Origin of the sequence: Breoghania sp. JC706 (genome assembly GCF_037026715.1) — a bacterium.
Taxonomy (GTDB): Bacteria; Pseudomonadota; Alphaproteobacteria; order Rhizobiales; family Stappiaceae; genus Breoghania.
Genome location: NZ_JBANCG010000003.1, coordinates 39,802 through 55,929 on the forward strand (window position 1 = coordinate 39,802; position 16,128 = coordinate 55,929).

General features: G+C 62.6%; 16 protein-coding genes and 1 pseudogene. 13 read left to right on the forward strand and 4 right to left on the reverse strand.

Annotated features, from left to right (window positions below):
• The first annotated feature begins 17 nt into the window (after positions 1 to 17).
• From trbL to V2L18_RS06190, 6 genes are read left to right on the forward strand one after another with little or no spacing between them, the layout of a single operon-like run.
• Positions 18 to 1,361 (forward strand): P-type conjugative transfer protein TrbL, encoded by a 1,344-nt coding sequence (trbL, locus tag V2L18_RS06165; protein WP_336177061.1) that lies wholly within the window; start codon positions 18 to 20, stop codon positions 1,359 to 1,361.
• A 3-nt stretch (positions 1,362 to 1,364) separates the two neighbouring features.
• On the forward strand, positions 1,365 to 2,084 hold the full coding sequence (gene trbF, locus V2L18_RS06170) for a conjugal transfer protein TrbF (protein ID WP_336177063.1): 720 nt from the start codon (positions 1,365 to 1,367) through the stop codon (positions 2,082 to 2,084).
• A complete protein-coding gene (gene trbG, locus V2L18_RS06175) occupies positions 2,081 to 3,079 on the forward strand; it encodes a P-type conjugative transfer protein TrbG (RefSeq protein ID WP_336177064.1) in 999 nt (332 codons plus the stop codon). The genes trbF and trbG overlap by 4 nt, the downstream gene beginning before the upstream one ends.
• A gap of 12 nt (positions 3,080 to 3,091) precedes the next feature.
• On the forward strand, positions 3,092 to 4,312 hold the full coding sequence (locus tag V2L18_RS06180) for a TrbI/VirB10 family protein (RefSeq protein ID WP_336177066.1): 1,221 nt from the start codon (positions 3,092 to 3,094) through the stop codon (positions 4,310 to 4,312).
• A gap of 11 nt (positions 4,313 to 4,323) precedes the next feature.
• Positions 4,324 to 4,647: a DUF2274 domain-containing protein gene (locus V2L18_RS06185; protein ID WP_336177068.1), complete on the forward strand. Its 324-nt coding sequence runs from the start codon at positions 4,324 to 4,326 to the stop codon at positions 4,645 to 4,647.
• A 3-nt stretch (positions 4,648 to 4,650) separates the two neighbouring features.
• Complete coding sequence (locus V2L18_RS06190) at positions 4,651 to 4,968, forward strand: DUF736 family protein (protein WP_336177069.1); 318 nt, start codon at positions 4,651 to 4,653, stop codon at positions 4,966 to 4,968.
• Positions 4,969 to 5,124: 156 nt separating this feature from the next.
• Here V2L18_RS06190 and V2L18_RS06195 read toward each other — a convergent pair whose 3' ends face one another.
• Positions 5,125 to 5,415, reverse strand: a complete 291-nt coding sequence (locus tag V2L18_RS06195; RefSeq protein WP_336177071.1) for a helix-turn-helix domain-containing protein — start codon at positions 5,413 to 5,415, stop codon at positions 5,125 to 5,127.
• Positions 5,416 to 5,473: 58 nt separating this feature from the next.
• On the opposite strand from V2L18_RS06195, the gene V2L18_RS06200 reads away from it, so the two are divergent.
• The 7 genes from V2L18_RS06200 to V2L18_RS06230 all read left to right on the forward strand — a co-directional run bounded on the left by V2L18_RS06200 (position 5,474) and on the right by V2L18_RS06230 (position 12,812).
• Positions 5,474 to 6,214, forward strand: coding sequence for a hypothetical protein (locus V2L18_RS06200; RefSeq protein WP_336177072.1), 741 nt, complete (start codon positions 5,474 to 5,476; stop codon positions 6,212 to 6,214).
• A gap of 385 nt (positions 6,215 to 6,599) precedes the next feature.
• On the forward strand, positions 6,600 to 7,826 hold the full coding sequence (locus V2L18_RS06205; RefSeq protein WP_336177074.1) for a PfkB family carbohydrate kinase: 1,227 nt from the start codon (positions 6,600 to 6,602) through the stop codon (positions 7,824 to 7,826).
• Positions 7,805 to 8,443 carry a 7-cyano-7-deazaguanine synthase gene (locus tag V2L18_RS06210; RefSeq protein ID WP_336177075.1) on the forward strand — a complete coding sequence of 213 codons (639 nt, stop codon included), beginning with the start codon at positions 7,805 to 7,807 and terminating at the stop codon, positions 8,441 to 8,443. The genes V2L18_RS06205 and V2L18_RS06210 overlap by 22 nt, the downstream gene beginning before the upstream one ends.
• A 376-nt stretch (positions 8,444 to 8,819) precedes the next feature.
• Complete coding sequence (locus V2L18_RS06215; protein ID WP_336177076.1) at positions 8,820 to 9,698, forward strand: type IV toxin-antitoxin system AbiEi family antitoxin domain-containing protein; 879 nt, start codon at positions 8,820 to 8,822, stop codon at positions 9,696 to 9,698.
• Positions 9,691 to 10,605: a nucleotidyl transferase AbiEii/AbiGii toxin family protein gene (locus V2L18_RS06220; RefSeq protein ID WP_336177077.1), complete on the forward strand. Its 915-nt coding sequence runs from the start codon at positions 9,691 to 9,693 to the stop codon at positions 10,603 to 10,605. The genes V2L18_RS06215 and V2L18_RS06220 overlap by 8 nt, the downstream gene beginning before the upstream one ends.
• A 102-nt stretch (positions 10,606 to 10,707) precedes the next feature.
• Positions 10,708 to 10,935, forward strand: coding sequence for a hypothetical protein (locus tag V2L18_RS06225; protein ID WP_336177078.1), 228 nt, complete (start codon positions 10,708 to 10,710; stop codon positions 10,933 to 10,935).
• A gap of 29 nt (positions 10,936 to 10,964) precedes the next feature.
• Positions 10,965 to 12,812, forward strand: coding sequence for a recombinase family protein (locus V2L18_RS06230; protein ID WP_336177079.1), 1,848 nt, complete (start codon positions 10,965 to 10,967; stop codon positions 12,810 to 12,812).
• Here the strand turns inward: V2L18_RS06230 and V2L18_RS06235 are convergent.
• The 3 genes and pseudogenes from V2L18_RS06235 to V2L18_RS06245 all read right to left on the reverse strand — a co-directional run.
• Positions 12,769 to 13,926, reverse strand: a pseudogene (locus tag V2L18_RS06235) (Zn-dependent hydrolase); the annotation flags it as partial. The gene V2L18_RS06230 and the pseudogene V2L18_RS06235 overlap by 44 nt on opposite strands.
• 98 nt (positions 13,927 to 14,024) lie before the next feature.
• Positions 14,025 to 14,753: a GntR family transcriptional regulator gene (locus V2L18_RS06240; protein ID WP_336177080.1), complete on the reverse strand. Its 729-nt coding sequence runs from the start codon at positions 14,751 to 14,753 to the stop codon at positions 14,025 to 14,027.
• 34 nt (positions 14,754 to 14,787) lie between these two features.
• A complete protein-coding gene (locus V2L18_RS06245) occupies positions 14,788 to 16,101 on the reverse strand; it encodes an aspartate aminotransferase family protein (RefSeq protein WP_336177710.1) in 1,314 nt (437 codons plus the stop codon).
• Between the last annotated feature and the right edge of the window lie 27 nt (positions 16,102 to 16,128).

Sequence of the window (16,128 nt, forward strand, 5' to 3'; positions counted from 1 at the left end):
CGGGGAGGCGACGCGCGATGAATGATCTCGGCATTATCGACCGGTTCATGGAGACCTTCGGCCGCTATATCGACAGCGGCTTCGGGCTCCTATCGGGTGACGTCGCCTTCCTAACCACCATCCTGATCGGCATCGACATCACGCTGGCGGGCCTGTTCTGGGCGCTGGGTGGCGAGGACAACATCATCGGGCGCCTCATCCGGAAGGTGCTCTATGTAGGCGTCTTCGCGCTGATCCTCAACAACTTCCAGAACCTTGCCGAGATCATCTACAGATCCTTCTCCGGTCTCGGCATACAGGCCGCGCCCGGCACGCTCGCCGCCGACGATCTGCTCAAACCCGGCAAGATTGCCGCAACCGGCTATGAGGCGGCGTATCCGCTCATCGATCAGGTCGGCAATCTCGTCGGCTTCCCGGAAATCTTCGGCAACGCGCTCACTGTCTTCGTTCTCCTGCTGGCCTGGTTCCTCGTCCTCATCGCCTTCTTCATCCTGGCGATCCAGCTCTTCATCACGGTGCTCGAGTTCAAACTGACGACGCTCGCCGGCTTCGTCCTGGTGCCCTTCGCGCTCTGGAACAAGACGTCGTTCCTCGCCGAACGGGTTCTCGGCAACGTGATTTCCTCCGGCATCAAGGTGATGGTCCTCGCCGTCATCGTCGGCATCGGCTCGACACTGTTCGCCTCCTTCGCGGGCGGTCTTCAGGGTCAGGAACCGGACCTTGCCGCCGCCATGTCGCAGGTGCTGGGCGCCCTTGCGCTGCTCGGTCTCGGCATCTTCGGCCCCGGCATCGCTTCCGGCCTTGTTTCCGGCGCGCCACAGCTCGGCGCCGGTGCCGCCCTCGGTGCAACGGGCGCTGCAGTGGGCGCGACCATGCTCGCCGGTGGCGCGGCGCTTGCCGGCGCGCGCATGGCCGCTGGCGGCGGTCTTTCCGCCATCCGTGCGGGCACGGCGATGGGGGCTGCGGCATCCTCCGCCTACCAACTGGGGCAGGCGACCTCGGGTGCATCCGGCATGTCAGGCGTCGCGGCCGGTGTCGGTGGCATGACGCGCGCTGCCGGCGGAGCCGCCACAAACGCCGCACGCCAAGTCGCGGGTCGCGCCACCTCCTCTCTGAAAGAAAGCGCCGATGCCGGACGCCGTGGCGCCTGGACTGCCACCGGCGGCACGCCGACCGCCGCCATGTCGGAAGCAGCTGCCGCATCGGCGAGCGCCCCCGCCAACGCCGCGCCTGATTGGGCAAATCGCCTGCGCTCCGAGCAGACGGCGCGCGCCCATCGGCACACCGCCACCCAAGCCATCAAGGACGGTGACCGACCCGGCAACGGCGCCAATCCCTCCCTCAATGACAAGGACGACTGACCCATGTTCTTCCGACGACCGATTCAGCGATACGGCACGACGCCAGAGCCCGTCACTCCCTATCAGAAGGCCGCCCAGCTCTGGGACGAGCGCATCGGCTCCGCCCGCGTCCAGGCGAGAAACTGGCGGCTCATGGCCTTCGGCTGCTTGGCGCTTTCTGTCGGTCTTTCCGGCGGATTGCTCTGGCAGTCGCTGCAAAGCCGTGTCACGCCCTATGTGGTCGAGGTCGACAAGTTCGGCGAAACCCGCGCCGTCGCGCCGGCGATCCAGAATTACCAGCCGGCCGACGCCCAGATCGCCTGGCACCTCGCCCGCTTCATCACCAACGTCCGTTCGGTTTCCACCGATCCGGTGCTGGTGCGCCAGAACTGGCTTTCCGCATACGATTTCGCCACCGACCGCGCGGCGCTGTTCCTGAACGATCACGCCAAGAAGAATGATCCCTTTAGCGCGATCGGCACCCGCAGCGTCTCGGTCCAGGTGACGAGCGTGGTACGGGCCTCCGACGCCTCCTTCCAGGTCAAGTGGACCGAGCAGGTCTTCGAGCGCGGCAGCCTCGCCCGAACCGAACGCTGGACCGCGATCCTGACGGTCGTGATCCAGACCCCGCGTACCGCCGAGCAGCTCCGCAAGAACCCCCTCGGCGTCTTCGTCAACGCCATCGACTGGTCGCGCGAACTCGACGCCGCCGCGCCTTCATTGTCCAAGGAGTCCGTAGAATGAGAAGTCTGTTGGTCATATCCGTTTCGGCGCTGGCCTTGTCCGCCTGCGCCACAAAGCCTTTGCCGCCGGCGATCAGCTACGACTCCGACGACTTCAAGCCGGCCGTCATCGAAAGGGAACCGGCCGAGCCGGTGAAGATCGTCGAAGTGCCGAAGGTTCTGCCATTGCCGGGCCAGCTTCAGCCAGAGCCCGGCGAGGTGACCGAGGACAAGCGCCCGCCGACCCAGCGGGTCGAGGACGCCAATAAGGCGGCGACGCAGGAGCCGACGAAATACGGCTATGTCAACGCCATCCAGGTCTATCCCTATACGGAAGGGGCGCTCTATCGCCTTTATGCGGCGCCCGAGCGGGTGAGCGACATCGCCCTGCAGCCGGGCGAGAAACTCACTTCCGTCTCTGCCGGCGATACGGTGCGCTGGGTGATCGGCGACACCGTGAGCGGCACGGGCGACAGCGAGCGCACTCATGTGCTGGTCAAGCCCTTCGCGCCGGGCCTCAAGACCAATCTCGTCATCACCACCGACCGCCGCGCCTATCACCTGCAACTGGAGAGCACCGAGAAGACCGCCATGGCCGCGATCTCCTGGACCTATCCGTCCGATCAGCTTCTTGCCCTGCGCCGGCAGAACGCGGCCGCCGAGGCGGCCTTGCCGGTGGCTTCCAATGTCGCGCTCGAGAACATCCGCTTCCGGTACGCCATCACCGGCGACAACCCGCCCTGGAAACCGCTGCGCGCCTTCGACGACGGCCACAAGGTCTATATCGAGTTCCCCCGCCGCATCGACCAGGGCGAAGCGCCGCCGCTTTTCGTCGTCGGCGCCGACGGTGGCAGCGACCTCGTCAACTACCGCATGCGCGGCAACTACTACATCGTCGACCGCCTCTTCGCCGCCGCCGAGCTACGCCTCGGCGCCAAGCCGCAGCAGGTGGTGCGGATCTCCCGAACCGACGGGACACCACGGCGCACCGCGCTGTTTTCGCGCACGGGCCGGTAGGGGGGAGGGGCTATGACGGATACCGCCGCACCCACGCCAAAACCTTCCGGTTCGTCCAAGCGCGATCCCGGCAAGCTGGACCTGCGCGCTGCGCCGCGCCGTGTCGTGCGTTTCAGACGCGGTCTTGTCATCGGCGTGGCCGCGCTCGGCTCTGGCGCCATCCTCGGGGTGACCATGATAGCGCTGCAAGGCCCGGCCCTTCGCATTCAGGACCAGGCCGAGGAGCTCTACAACACCGAACGCAAACCGACCCCGGACGGCCTTGCCGCGCTGCCCGGCGATTACAGCCAGGTTAAGCCGGAAATGCCGCAACTCGGTCCGCCGCTGCCGGGCGATCTCGGCCGGCCGATCCTTGAACGCCAGCGGCAGCTTGGGATTGCGCAGGGAGGATCGGAATTGTCCGCCGAGGAGCAGCGCCTCGCCCAACAGGCCATTCAGGCGAAGGAGGCCGGCGTCTTCTTCCGTATCGAGAACCGGCCGCGGCAGGACGCGCCGGCAGTGACGGGCCAGTCCCAGCAAATGGCAGCGACGGAGACCGGTTCGCCCGATGCCAACCGCCTGGCGCTCGACCCGGAGCGCGACCAGAACAACCAGCAGCGCAAACTGGATTTTCTGAATCAGCGCGACGGCGGCGGCATCTACAATCCCCATGCTCTGCAGACGCCGGTCTCGCCCTATCAGGTGATGGCCGGCAGTGTGATCGCCGCGAGCCTGATCACCGGCATCAATTCCGACCTGCCGGGCCTCGTCGTCGCCCAGGTGACCGAGAACGTCTACGACACGGTGACCGGCCGCACGCTGCTCATCCCGCAGGGTTCGCGCCTGATCGGCACCTATGACAGCGTGATTGCCTTCGGCCAGTCCCGTGCGCTGCTTGTCTGGCAGCGCATCATCCTGCCCGACGGCTCCTCGATCGAGATCGACAATCTGCCCGCCACCGACACCGCCGGCTATGCCGGGCTCGAGGACGAGGTTGACTACCACACCTGGCGGCTCATCAAGGGCATCGCGCTCGCCACCCTGCTCGGCGTCGGCACGGAAACGAGCCTGGGCAGCGACGAGAGCGACCTGGTCCGGGCCATTCGCGAGTCCACTCAGCAGAACGTCAACCGGGCCGGCCAGCGCATCACCGAGAAGAACCTGAACATCCAGCCAACCATCACCGTCCGTCCCGGCTGGCCGCTCAGGATCGTCGTCCACAGGGACATCGTGTTGCGCCCCTACCAGGGCTGAAAGGACCGATCATGGCCAATTTGAAACTCGGAAAACTGCCCGACCGCACGCCGGCGAAGATCACCATCACCGTCGGCGCCGACCTCAATCAGGCGCTCCGGGACTATGCCGCCCTCTATCGCGCCACCTACGGTGAGGCCGAATCCGTCGCCGAGCTCATTCCCTTCATGCTGGAGGTCTTCCTCGACAGCGACCGCGCCTTCGCCAAGGCGCGCAAGGATGGGTTGCCGGAAACGGACACCGACAGACCGGCCCGCCGCGCCCGCTCGGCCCGCGCAGGCGATACCGAAGCGGCGTCGCCCGCTGTCTCATCCCCATCGCAGTTCGAGGAGTGACCCATGCAAATCGGCAGCTTCACTTTGTCCAATGACGGCGGCTGGACCGGTTCAATCCGCACGCTCACCATCGACGCCAAGGTTCGGCTCGTCCCCAATGACGACCGTACCCACGACAACGCCCCGGCATTCCGCGTCCTCGTCGGCAACGCCCGCATCGGTGACGCCTGGGATGCCCGGACGACGGGCGATCACCCGAAATACTATCTCCGCGTCCGTCTCGACGACCCGAGCCTTTCGGAGCCCTTCACCGCCGCCTTGTTCCCCTCCGAGGAGGGGGATCGGGCGCAACTCGTCTGGAACAGGCGGCGCGACGGATGAGTCGCTCTGATTTGCTCGATTCCGAAATCGTGCGCAAAAGACCTCAGATGGCGATGGCTTTCGCGAGCCCCCTGCGAAGGGCAGTCATACAAACGCTAGGATAAAGCAGCACGTTTCAATCCTGGATCATCTTGTGTGGTATGCATAAAAAATGCATTATAATTCGGCCACGATGCGGGCGATAAGCGCCTTGAGTTCGTCTGAGTGCGCAATGGCCGACACGATCTGGTCTTGGGCCTTTGCCGGAGGACGCTCGGTGTCTTCGATGAAAGCGGTGATGCGAGAAAACAGAGGTTTTCTAGGCCTCTGCCCGCCTTCTATGCGTGAAATGTTGAATTGCTTGGTGCCAAGGCGGTTGGCGAGCTCCGCCTGAGTCAGCCCAGCCTTCTGCCGCGCCCGCCTCAAACGCTTAGGATAATCGCCGCTGTTCCATTCGCTTGCACTCATAAAGAAAGCATATAATATGCGTAAATGCATTTGGCGAGATGAAATGTGTGAGCAGAGAGTGGAACACATCGCTCAGTACAGGCTGTTGGCATTGTCCCATCCTGATGAGGAGGTCATGCCGGGTATAAGGTTTGGCCGGGAGGACGAATTGCTCACGCCTGCGTATTGGGCCATGCGTTGCGTCACCGCAGACCCCACCGACATAGATTTCGTAAACCACCATGGCACCCTTGAGGAAGAAGTTGGGTTCTGCCTGCTGGGCGGCTTCGGTGTGACATTTGAGGTTGCCACCGCATTCTTCGAACGCTTGCGGATCAATGGCGTCTTCGAACCGGGCATTATCGTTTCAGAAACCGATCTCTTCGCTATGCTCGACGAACCTGCGGCGATCTGTGGGCGGCCCCACCGCTACCGGTTTCCAATGCAGCGGGCCCGCCGGGTTCACCGCGCAATGGCGGGTCTTGCGACGATGGAGTTCGATGAAGCCGACCCAATCAGGTTTCGGGACCAGATTCAGGGTTTAGAGGGTGTAGGACCAAAGACTGCCAGTTGGATTGCGCGGAATTGGCTGGACACCGATTCAATCGCGATTCTAGATATTCATGTTCTACGGGCAGGGTGGCTGCTCAATCTGTTTGATAGGGATTGCCGTCTGCCACGCGATTACGTTGATTTGGAGGAAAAATTTCTGAATTTTGCCAAAAACTTGCGTGTTCGAGCGTCGGTGCTCGATAGTGTTATGTGGTATGATATGCGCACTTTCGGATCGAATTTGGCGCGAGAGACACTGGCGGCGTGAGCAGCGCAACGAAAAGGCCTGGATGAAACTGTAGAGGCGAAACGATGGGCGGAAGCGGATCGAGTGGTGGATGGACGCCGTCGGGCTCAACAGGCAGCGGACCCGACCCGTGTGATCTGCGGTTCCAGACTGATCTTTTCGGGCCGGTGGCTTCGGTTGTCCAAGGACTCAGCGTGGGCGACCGCCTGTCGGTCCAGCTCATAACGCAAGGTCAATCTCAGAGCGTCGCCGCATTGACGCAATCGACGGGAGCGGTTGCGGGTACGATTACCGGAGCGCGCCAACTCGGCGCCCTGATCAATTGTCTTGCACAACATGCGTATGAAGCGGAGGTGACGGCGATTTCGGGATCGCGGGTGACCGTCGTCGTCGAGCGAGTCTAACGGTGATCGTTGCCGGGGGCTACTACCGCGAGATCTGCGTATCGCCACAGCACGACGAGTTATTTGGCTCCGGGGGACGTGCCGCGTTTGCCATCGCTTCCGCGGGCACCGACGTCGATTGGCATTACTATTGCCCCGAGCCCCAGCAACAGATCGTTCCGGTCGCTCTATCAAACCCGCACCTACGGCATCATCCTCATGCATCCGACATTCTGGTGTCCTTCACCTATTTCCATCCATTGTCGGAGCCTGAATATCGGCCGAGCGACCTGCCCAAATTCGACGACATCGTTGTGAAAGGGGCGAGCATTCTACGCTTCGGTTTCATGGAGGGTGACGCCATAGTCCATGGTGACAAGGTGGTGTTCGATCCTCAAAGTCCGAAGAAGCCGGTGTCTTTCAAAGCTAACGGGTCGACAGCGAAGTCCCTGGCAATCGTTTTAAACGCACAAGAAGTGCGGGTACTTGGTAAAGACGAGGACGAGTCAGAAGCCGTCCGAAATATTCAGCAATCGGAAGATGCTGCTGTTGTCCTCGTTAAGTCCGGCCCGCAAGGATGCAGGGTCTATGTCGATGGTGCGCTTCGAGGGACGGTACCGCCGTATCGCACTGATCGCGTATACAAGATTGGGTCCGGCGACATCTTCAGCGCCGCTTTTGCATTTCATTGGGGAGAGCAAGGGATGGCTCCCGACCAAGCAGCCGATGCGGCTTCCCGCTGCGTCGCGCGCTACTGCAGCAGCCGAGCGCCAAATGTCCGTCTTGACGACGAGACGAAGGGATTGGAGCCGATTGCGGTGAAAGATGAGAAGGCCAAGGTCTACATCGCCGGGCCGTTTTTCACCATGGCCGAGTTGTGGCTCGTGGAACAGGCGTGCCGCTCTCTCAATAGTCTCGGCGTCTCATTTTTCTCGCCATACCACGAGGCTGGACTTCTCCGTGACTATACGGACGACCAAGTGCATCAGAAGGAGATCGAACGGGTTGTCGAGACGGACCTCAAGGGTCTCAGCGAGTGTAAAGCGGTCTTCGCCATTCTTGATGGATGCGATCCCGGCACTGTCTTCGAGATCGGTTGGGCAGTGCGGCACAACATCCCTGTTATTGTGCTGTCGCAGAATCCGAAGCCGGCCGATCAGACTATGATTCGTGGCTCGAAGAACTGTTTGATCACTGACGATTTTGCGAGCGCGATCTATCGTGTCGCTTGGGCAGCCTGGTCGGCATGAGAGCGCTTCTTTTTTCGGGTGGCGTGGAGTCCACCTGCCTTGCGGTGATGACGAGACCCGATCTTGCTGTAACCATCGACTATGGGCAGGTCTGTGCGCCGGGCGAAATCCGTGCCGCCAAACACATTGCGTCTTTGATCGGCATGTCTCACAGAGTCATAGAAGTCTCGCTTGGCCATTTGGGATCCGGCGAGATGACCGGCGTTCCATCTGCCGCCGCAGGCCGGGTTCCCGAGCATTGGCCGTTCCGCAATCAGATGCTCCTCACCGTCGCAGCTATGGCGCTGGCGAACTGTGACTTACGGGAATTGATCATCGGGACGGTGCTCACGGATCGAGTGCACAATGACGGTACCCCCGATTTCTTGAGCGCCATGGAGCGTCTCCTCCAGACTCAGCTTGTTGATTTCAGGCTGAGCGCGCCGGCGTCGACCATCACGACCGATGATTTGGTCCGTAAATCAGGCGTGGATCGGAACGTACTGGGTTGGACATTTTCATGCCACCGAGCCGAAGTCGCCTGTGGCGCATGCCGAGGTTGCAACAAATCCTTGGAGCTGTTTACTCGTCTCGATCGTGAGGATGGTGCCGCATTTGCTACGAAAGACCTTGGCTGAATCTGAAGCGTCTTCGCGAACAGTCCTAGGTTGACGTTCCTATGCTTATGACTCTCGCTTCCTCTATTGGCGCCTCGCCAACGTCGGTAGGGGGCGCGAGCTTGCCAGAGCCCATCAGCCCCGCCCTGTTCCCATCCGACGAAGGCGACCGGGCGCAACTCGTATGGAACCACAGGCGCGATGGATGAGCGGCTTCGATGTGCTCGAGTTCGAAATTGTTCGCAAAAGGTCCGCATCGTTCATCGCAGTCGCACCCACCCCAGTCTGCAACAGGTCATTTCGAAATGATCCGTTTTTAATGGTTGTAAGCCATCGAAACTCGATAAATGGAAAGTCTGCATTGCGTTCGTTTTGATGGTATGTAAATTTGATGGTTATGAGCCATCAAAGAACACCAAGGCTGAAGCCCTTCCTGGAGCGGGTCCCCCCCGGCTTCTTCGTTGATGCAGCATGGCTGAAGCGCTTCGGGATCGATCCCAAGTCGATCCACGACTATGCCGAGAGGGGCTGGCTGGAGCGGGTGGTGCGCGGGGTCTACCGCCGCCCGCTGCCCCATGCCGATCAGGCAGGGCGCCCGCTTGTCCGACAGGAGACCGACTGGCAACTCCCGCTGCTGTCGATCCAATGGATCATGGAACATGACGTCCATCTGGGTGGCTTGAGCGCGCTCGGCTTCCATGGGCTCGCCCACTATCTGTCGCTTGGCGGCGGGGAGCGTGTCTATCTCTATGGCGAAGTTCCCTCCTGGCTGGCCCGCCTTCCGGGCAAGGCACAGTTCGTCGTTCGCTCGCGCGTCTTGTTCGGTGACGACCTTGCCGGCGTCGAGAATGCCGAGCACCAATTCGAGAGCGCGCCGGGGGTGGAGGCGGGACATGGCCCGACCGTGAGCCCCTGGCGCTGGCCGCTCAAGGTTTCGTCACCCGAGCGCGCCATCCTCGAAGCGCTCGACGAACTGCCAACCCACGCGACCTTCGACAATCTGGACATGATCTTTCAGGGTCTGACGAACTTGCGTCCCAAGCGCCTGATGACCCTGCTGCGCGCTTGCCGAAGCATCAAGGTCAAGCGCCTGTTTTTCGTGTTCGCCGACCGGCATGCCCATGCCTGGGTGAAGCATCTGGACAAGAGCGCCATCGATCTCGGATCCGGCCCGCGCGCGCTGGTGAAGGGCGGAAAACTGCACCCGGCCTACCGGATCTATGTGCCTGAGGCGCTTCTGCCTGCGGACATGGACGAGGACGTGAGCCATGCGTGAACGCTATGTCGAGCAGGTCCGCTTGCTGATGCGCCTCCTGCCGGCCATTGCGGCCGAGGAGGTCTTTGCGCTCAAAGGCGGCTCGGCCATCAATCTCTTCTACCGGGACATGCCGCGCCTGTCTGTCGATATCGATCTGACCTATGTGCCGATCGAGGATCGCGCCGTCTCTCTTCAGCATATCGATGCCACGCTCGACCGGATCATCGACTCATTCGGTCGCAGCAACAGGGATGTGCGGCTCCAGCGCATCGCCGGCGGCGGGAACTTGGAAACCCGCATCATGGCCTCGCGCGGTGCGGCGAGTGTGAAGATCGAGACCTCGCCTGTCATGCGCGGAACGGTGCTGTCGCCGGTGCCGATGAGGGTTTCGGACGCGGTGGAGGAGGCCTTTGGGTTCGCCGAGATGCCGGTGCTCGCCTTCGAGGACCTCTTTGCCGGCAAGCTGCATGCCGCCCTCGACCGCCAGCATCCGCGCGATCTCTACGATGTCCATCTGCTCTATGAGAATGAGGGGCTGACGGACGATTTGTTCCGGGTCTTCTTGGCCTATGTCTGCGCGTCAGGCCGTCCGCCGCATGAACTGCTGGCGCCACCGGCTATCCCGATAGAAGAACTGTACACGGAGGAATTCGTTGGGATGACGCGGGAAGAGATCGCGCTGTCCGATCTCGAAGCGGCGCGGACGCGCCTGATCGCAGATGTCCGAAGCCGTCTGACCGACAACACAGCGGCATTCCTGATGTCGCTTCATAACGCCGAACCGAATTTCGCTCTCATCGACCTGCCTCAGGCGGAACAGCTCCCCGCCGTCCAGTGGAAGCTTCTCAACCTGCGCAGGCTCAAGGCGGAAAACCCGGCCAAGCATGCCGAGCAGGGAGAAATGCTGAAGGCGCTGTTTGCCTAGAGGGGGCGTGGGCGAAGACCAGGGTATATAACGGCCATAAGAATTCGGCTGCTTTTGCGCGATCCTTATCCGGTATGCATCAATACCGGAAAGGTTCGGCCCATGAAGGAAAAGGAGGACCAGGCGACCGCGGTCATACCGCCCCCGGCGAACGATAACGGGCCAGAGCAAAGGGCGGGGGAAGAAGCGGAGCGGCACCTGGACACCATCGCGCGGGCCATCGGCCGCCATATTGCCCGCGAGCACATCAGGGCCTGGGAGCAGGAGCAGCGGAAGCGGGCAGCCAACGAAAACCGGCCAAAGGAAGAGGGGCGGGAACCGGACGGGTGAAATCCGCCCTTGAGAGAAAGGAAAGTCTTATGACCCGCGTCGCGCTATACGCCCGCTATTCCTCGGACAATCAGAGCGTTTCCTCCATCGAGGATCAGTTCCGCATTTGCCGGGAGCAGGCGGCGCGGGAGAAGTGGAAAGTGGTAGGGGCCTACAAGGACGCCGCCATTTCGGGCGCGAGCGTCACTCTGCGGCCGGGCATTCAGGCGCTCTTGCAGGACGCGCAGGCGGGCAAGTTCGAAGCCGTGCTGGCGGAGGCGCTGGACCGCATCAGCCGCGACCAGGCCGATGTCGCCATTCTCTACAAGCATTTCAAGTTTGCCGGAGTGACTCTCGTCACGCTTGCCGAGGGCGAGATCTCCGAGCTGCATGTCGGTCTCAAGGGCACCATGAACGCCCTGTTCCTGAAAGACCTCGCCGCCAAGACCCATCGCGGCCTGCGCGGTCGCGTCGAGAAGGGAAAGGCGGGCGGCGGCCTCTGCTACGGCTATGACGTCGTGAAGCGGCTCAACGGCGACGGCGAGCAGGTGCGCGGCGAACGGAAGATCAACGAGGCCGAGGCCGAGATCGTCCGCCGCATCTTTCGCGAATTCGCCGCCGGCAAGAGCCCCAAGGCTATCGCCGCCGATCTCAACCGCGATGGCATTCCCGGCCCAAACGGCAAGGCCTGGGGTGACACCACCATTCGCGGCCATGTCTGCCGGGGCACCGGCATCGTCAACAACGAGCTCTATGCCGGTGTGCTGGTCTGGAACCGGCTGCGTTACATCAAGAACCCGGCGACGGGAAAGCGCGTTTCGCGCGTCAATCCGGAGTCCGAATGGATCAGGACCGAGGTGCCGGACCTGCGCATCGTGGACGAAGATCTATGGCAGGCGGCGCGGCAGAGGCAGGAGGAAATCGCCAAGCAGTTCGAGAATGTCACCAAAGGCGTGCGCGCCTACCGTGCGAAACACGTCAACGAGCTGCGCCGTCCGGCCTTTCTGTTCTCGGGCCTGCTCAAATGCGGCTGCTGCGGCGGCAATTACGGCATCATCACCCGTGACCGCTATGGCTGTCTCAATCGTTATCGGCGGGGTACCTGCGACAACGGGCATACCATCCGTCGCGATGACATCGAGCAGCGCATTCTCTCCGGCCTAACTGAACGGCTGGTTTCGGCCGAGCGGGTCGCCAAGGCCGTGCGCGCCTATGCTGAAGCGCTCAACAGTCAGAACCGTGAACGCCGGGCGCAGGCGGAGCTTGACCGCAAGGCGCTGGAGAAGATTGAACGCGGCATCGTCGGCATCATGGCAGCGATCGAGGACGGCATGTATCAGCCGGCCATGAAGGATCGGATGGAAGAGCTGGAACGCCAGAAGGCGGATGTCCTGGCGCGCACAGAACAGGCGCCCGAGGATGTCCCGGACATTCACCCCAACATCGCCGAAATCTACAAGGCCAAGGTGACACAGTTGAGCGAGGCTCTGGCCGATCCCGAACTGCGCGATCAGGCCGCCGAGGCGTTCCGCGCGCTGGTCGACGAAGTGATGCTTGAGCCCGGCGACAAGCGCGGCGAGGTCAACGCCACCTTACGCGGTGAGGTGATGAACATCCTTGACATCGCTTCCGGGCGTAAAACCCGAAACAGATCCCAAGTTATAACAAAAGACGTTGCGTGCCCCCGCAACCAAATTATAAAAAAAGCCCCCAAGCAGAAATGCATGGGGGCTTCTTGCGTTAAACAATCCAGAAAAAAACCAAAATGTCCGCCTAGGCAGAGCCAGCTTCCTCCGCCGCGAGCCGAAGAAGCACATTGGCCCCCGCGGCCGCATGCTCAGGCGTGCACCATTCCTTCTCGCTGTGCGAGATCCCGTCCCGGCACGGCACAAAGATAAGCGCTGTAGGGCAAAGGCTGTGAAGGGAAAGCGCGTCGTGGGCGGTGAGCGTCGGCAATTCGCGGGCTCCGAGACCGAGTTCGTCGGCAATCGCCAGCACCTTCTGTCGCAGCGCGGGCGAAAATTCAAAGGCCTCGCGAAAATGGCGATGCTCAAGCTGCACCGTGAGGCCCGTTTCCGTCGCTATCTTTGAGGCCGCCTCCTCAATGCGTGTCATGATCCGTCGCCGCCCCTCTTCTTCCATGTGCACCACAGCATAGGCAAGTTCGGTGCGGTGCGGGATGTTCACCCGATTGTTTGGCCAATTGCTGATGGTGGAGGCGCTGACCATGCCGCCGGGCTCTTCCGCAGCACCGATCTCATCTATGGCGAGGATCAGCTTCGCAGCTCCGGCGAGCGCGTTGCGCCGCGCGGTCATCGGTGTCGTCTGTGTATGTCCGTTTTCACCTTTCACGGTTACATAGCCCGAACACATGAAAGAGGTGCGGCTGACGGCGGCGATCTGTTCGCCGGCGCGCTCCAGTTCCGGCCCTTGCTCAATATGGAGTTCCAGATACCTATGGACGGCCCTGCCGCCGGCCGCTACGGGCCCCGCCTGGCCCGTGCGGACAAGTTCCTGCGCGAGCACGGTGCCAGCTGGATCCGTGCGCGAGAGCGCTTCTTCGATGGGGAGTGTTCCGGCGAAAACGGCCGAACCCATGACGCCGGGCTGGAAACGGGCCCCTTCCTCGTTGGTCCAGTCAACGATCTCGATCGGATGGCGCGTGGCGATGCCGCCGGCGTTGAGGGCTCGCACGACCGCCAGCCCCGCCAACACGCCCAGAACACCGTCGAACTTCCCGCCCGGCATCTGCGTGTCGAGATGGCTGCCGATCATGACCGGAGCCAGTGTCGGATCGGTACCCTCGCGCCGGGCGAAAATGTTCCCGATGGCATCGGTTGTCACCGAGAGACCCGCCTCCTTGGCCCAAAAGCGGAAGAGCGCGCGCGCCTCGCGGTCCGCGTCGCCAAGCGCCGGACGGCAGGAGCCTCCGCCGTCGGTCCCGCCGATCGCCCCTATGGTCATCAGGTCCGACCACAGGCGTTCGGCATCGATATCGGGAAGGGGCGTCATGCTGGGATCCTCCAGGCAGGTCCGGACCGTTGGTCTAAGACGGGGCGGTGGGGACAGGATGGACAGGGCAAAAGGCGGGTGTGCGCAATGGCGCGCGATCACGGGAGCGGAATGAGCAGGCCTTCCAGATCGAGGTCGTCTTCCTGAAGCAGGACTTCCGGCGCGCTGGATTTCATGAAGTCGATGACGTGGGAAATGTCGTCCAGGTGCTTGCGCAGCAAAGCGTGCGCCCGGTCGCCGTCGTTGGATTTCAAAGCGTCGTAAAGGGCCCTGTGTTCCACCTCGATCTCCTGCGTCAGGCCGGTCTTGTCGAAGGCGCGGTAGCGCACGCGATCCAGTTGGCCGGTGGCGTTGTGAACGATCTGCCAGATGTCGGGAAAGCCCGCGACACGGCACATCAGCCGATGGAAATCGGTGTCGACCTGCAGCGCGCGGTCGTAGTCGCCGCGCCGGTTGGCATCCGCTTGCAGATAGAGCAGCAGCTCGAAATCCCGGTCGTAGTCCGGCGTATAGGCACGTGCGGCCAGCCGCACGATTCGGAACTCGATGCTGGATCGCACGAGGTGGCCCTGCAGCACGCCGCGCAACGATATCTTGCTCACGTAAGTGCCGCCGCCGGGGACGACGGTGAGCAGTCCCTCCTGGGCCAGCCGCAGCACCGCCTCTCTCAGCGGGGTGCGCGAGATGTCGAGTTGCGCACAGAGTTCCTTCTCCGCAAGAGTGGAGTCCGGCGGGAGTTTCATGGTGATCACGGCCTCGCGCAGGAAGTCGTAGGCGAGTTCGGCCTTCGGCTTGCCGCGTGCGGCGGTTGCGAACGTCCCCGTCATGTGTGGGTTCAGCGCTCCTTTCAGCATGGGCTCCTCACGGCAGATCCGACAGGACGGCGCCTAGAACATCCAGGAAATGGTCCGCATTCTCACGGGAGAACGGCAGCGGCGGGCGGATCTTGAGGATGTTGCCGGCCGGTCCGGAGGCGCTGATCAGAACCCCGCGTCGTCGCATCTCGTTGACGACATCGGAGGCGAGTGCACCGTCGGGCTCCCTGGTCGTCCGGTCCTTGACGAAATCCAGCGCGACGAAAAGCCCGCGGCCGCGCACGTCACCGATGCGCTCGTCGTTCTTCTGCAGAGCCCGCATTCCGGCAAGCATCGCCTCGCCCGACCGCTTCGCGTTGTCGATCAACTGCTCGTCCTCGATCACGGACAGCACCGCCGAGGCAGCTGCGATCGAAACGTGGTTCGCTCCGAACGTATTAAAATACCGGATCTTGCGGCCAAAATCCTCCTGGATGTCCGGCTTCATCACCGCTGCCGCGATGGGCATGCCGTTGCCCATCGGTTTGCCCATGACGGCGATGTCGGGAACGATGCCATGGCGCATGAAACCCCACATGCCGTCGCCGAGCCGTCCGAATCCGGGCTGCACCTCGTCGGCGATATAGAGTGCGCCGGCCGCACGCACGGCCGCTCGCGTCTCTTTCAGAAAGCCGGCCGGATCGCTGAAGATGCCGTCGGTGGAGAAGATGCTGTCGGCGATGAAGGCAGCCGGTTTGATGCCGCGCCGGGTGAGGAACGCGATTGCCGCGCGCACGTCGCGTGCCATCGCCGCGCCGATATCCGGCTCGCTCGAACGATAGCTGTCCGGGGCGGGTACGGTCACCACGTGCTGGCCGAGCGGCATGTTCTCACCGAGGGAAGGCGAGATCTCCGCGGCCGCGCGCGTCACGCCGTGATAGGCGTTCTCGGTGACGATGATGCCGGTGCCGCCGGTGGCAAAGCAGGCGATGCGCAGCGCCAGATCGACCGCTTCGCTGCCCGTGCAGGTGTACATGACGCGCGAAAGCTCGGCCGGGAACGTTGCGAGCAGCCGCTCCGAATAGTCCAGCAGCGCCGCGTCGAGATAGCGCGTGTGCGTGTTGAGCACGGTCGCCTGGCGGGCGATCGCCTCCGTCACACGCGGATTGCAATGGCCGACGCTGGGCACGTTGTTGTAGGCGTCCAGATAGGCCTTGCCGTCATGGTCGTAGAGCCACACGCCTTCGCCGCGCACTAGATGGAGGGGCTCCTTATAGAAAAGCCGATAGGACGGGCCGAGCAGCGCCTGGCGCCGTTCGACAAGGGCGCGTTCATGCTCGGGAAGGCTGGCAGCCGTCGCGGCGTCGAAACCGTTGATCATGGCCGATTGAGACTTGGTCATCATGGA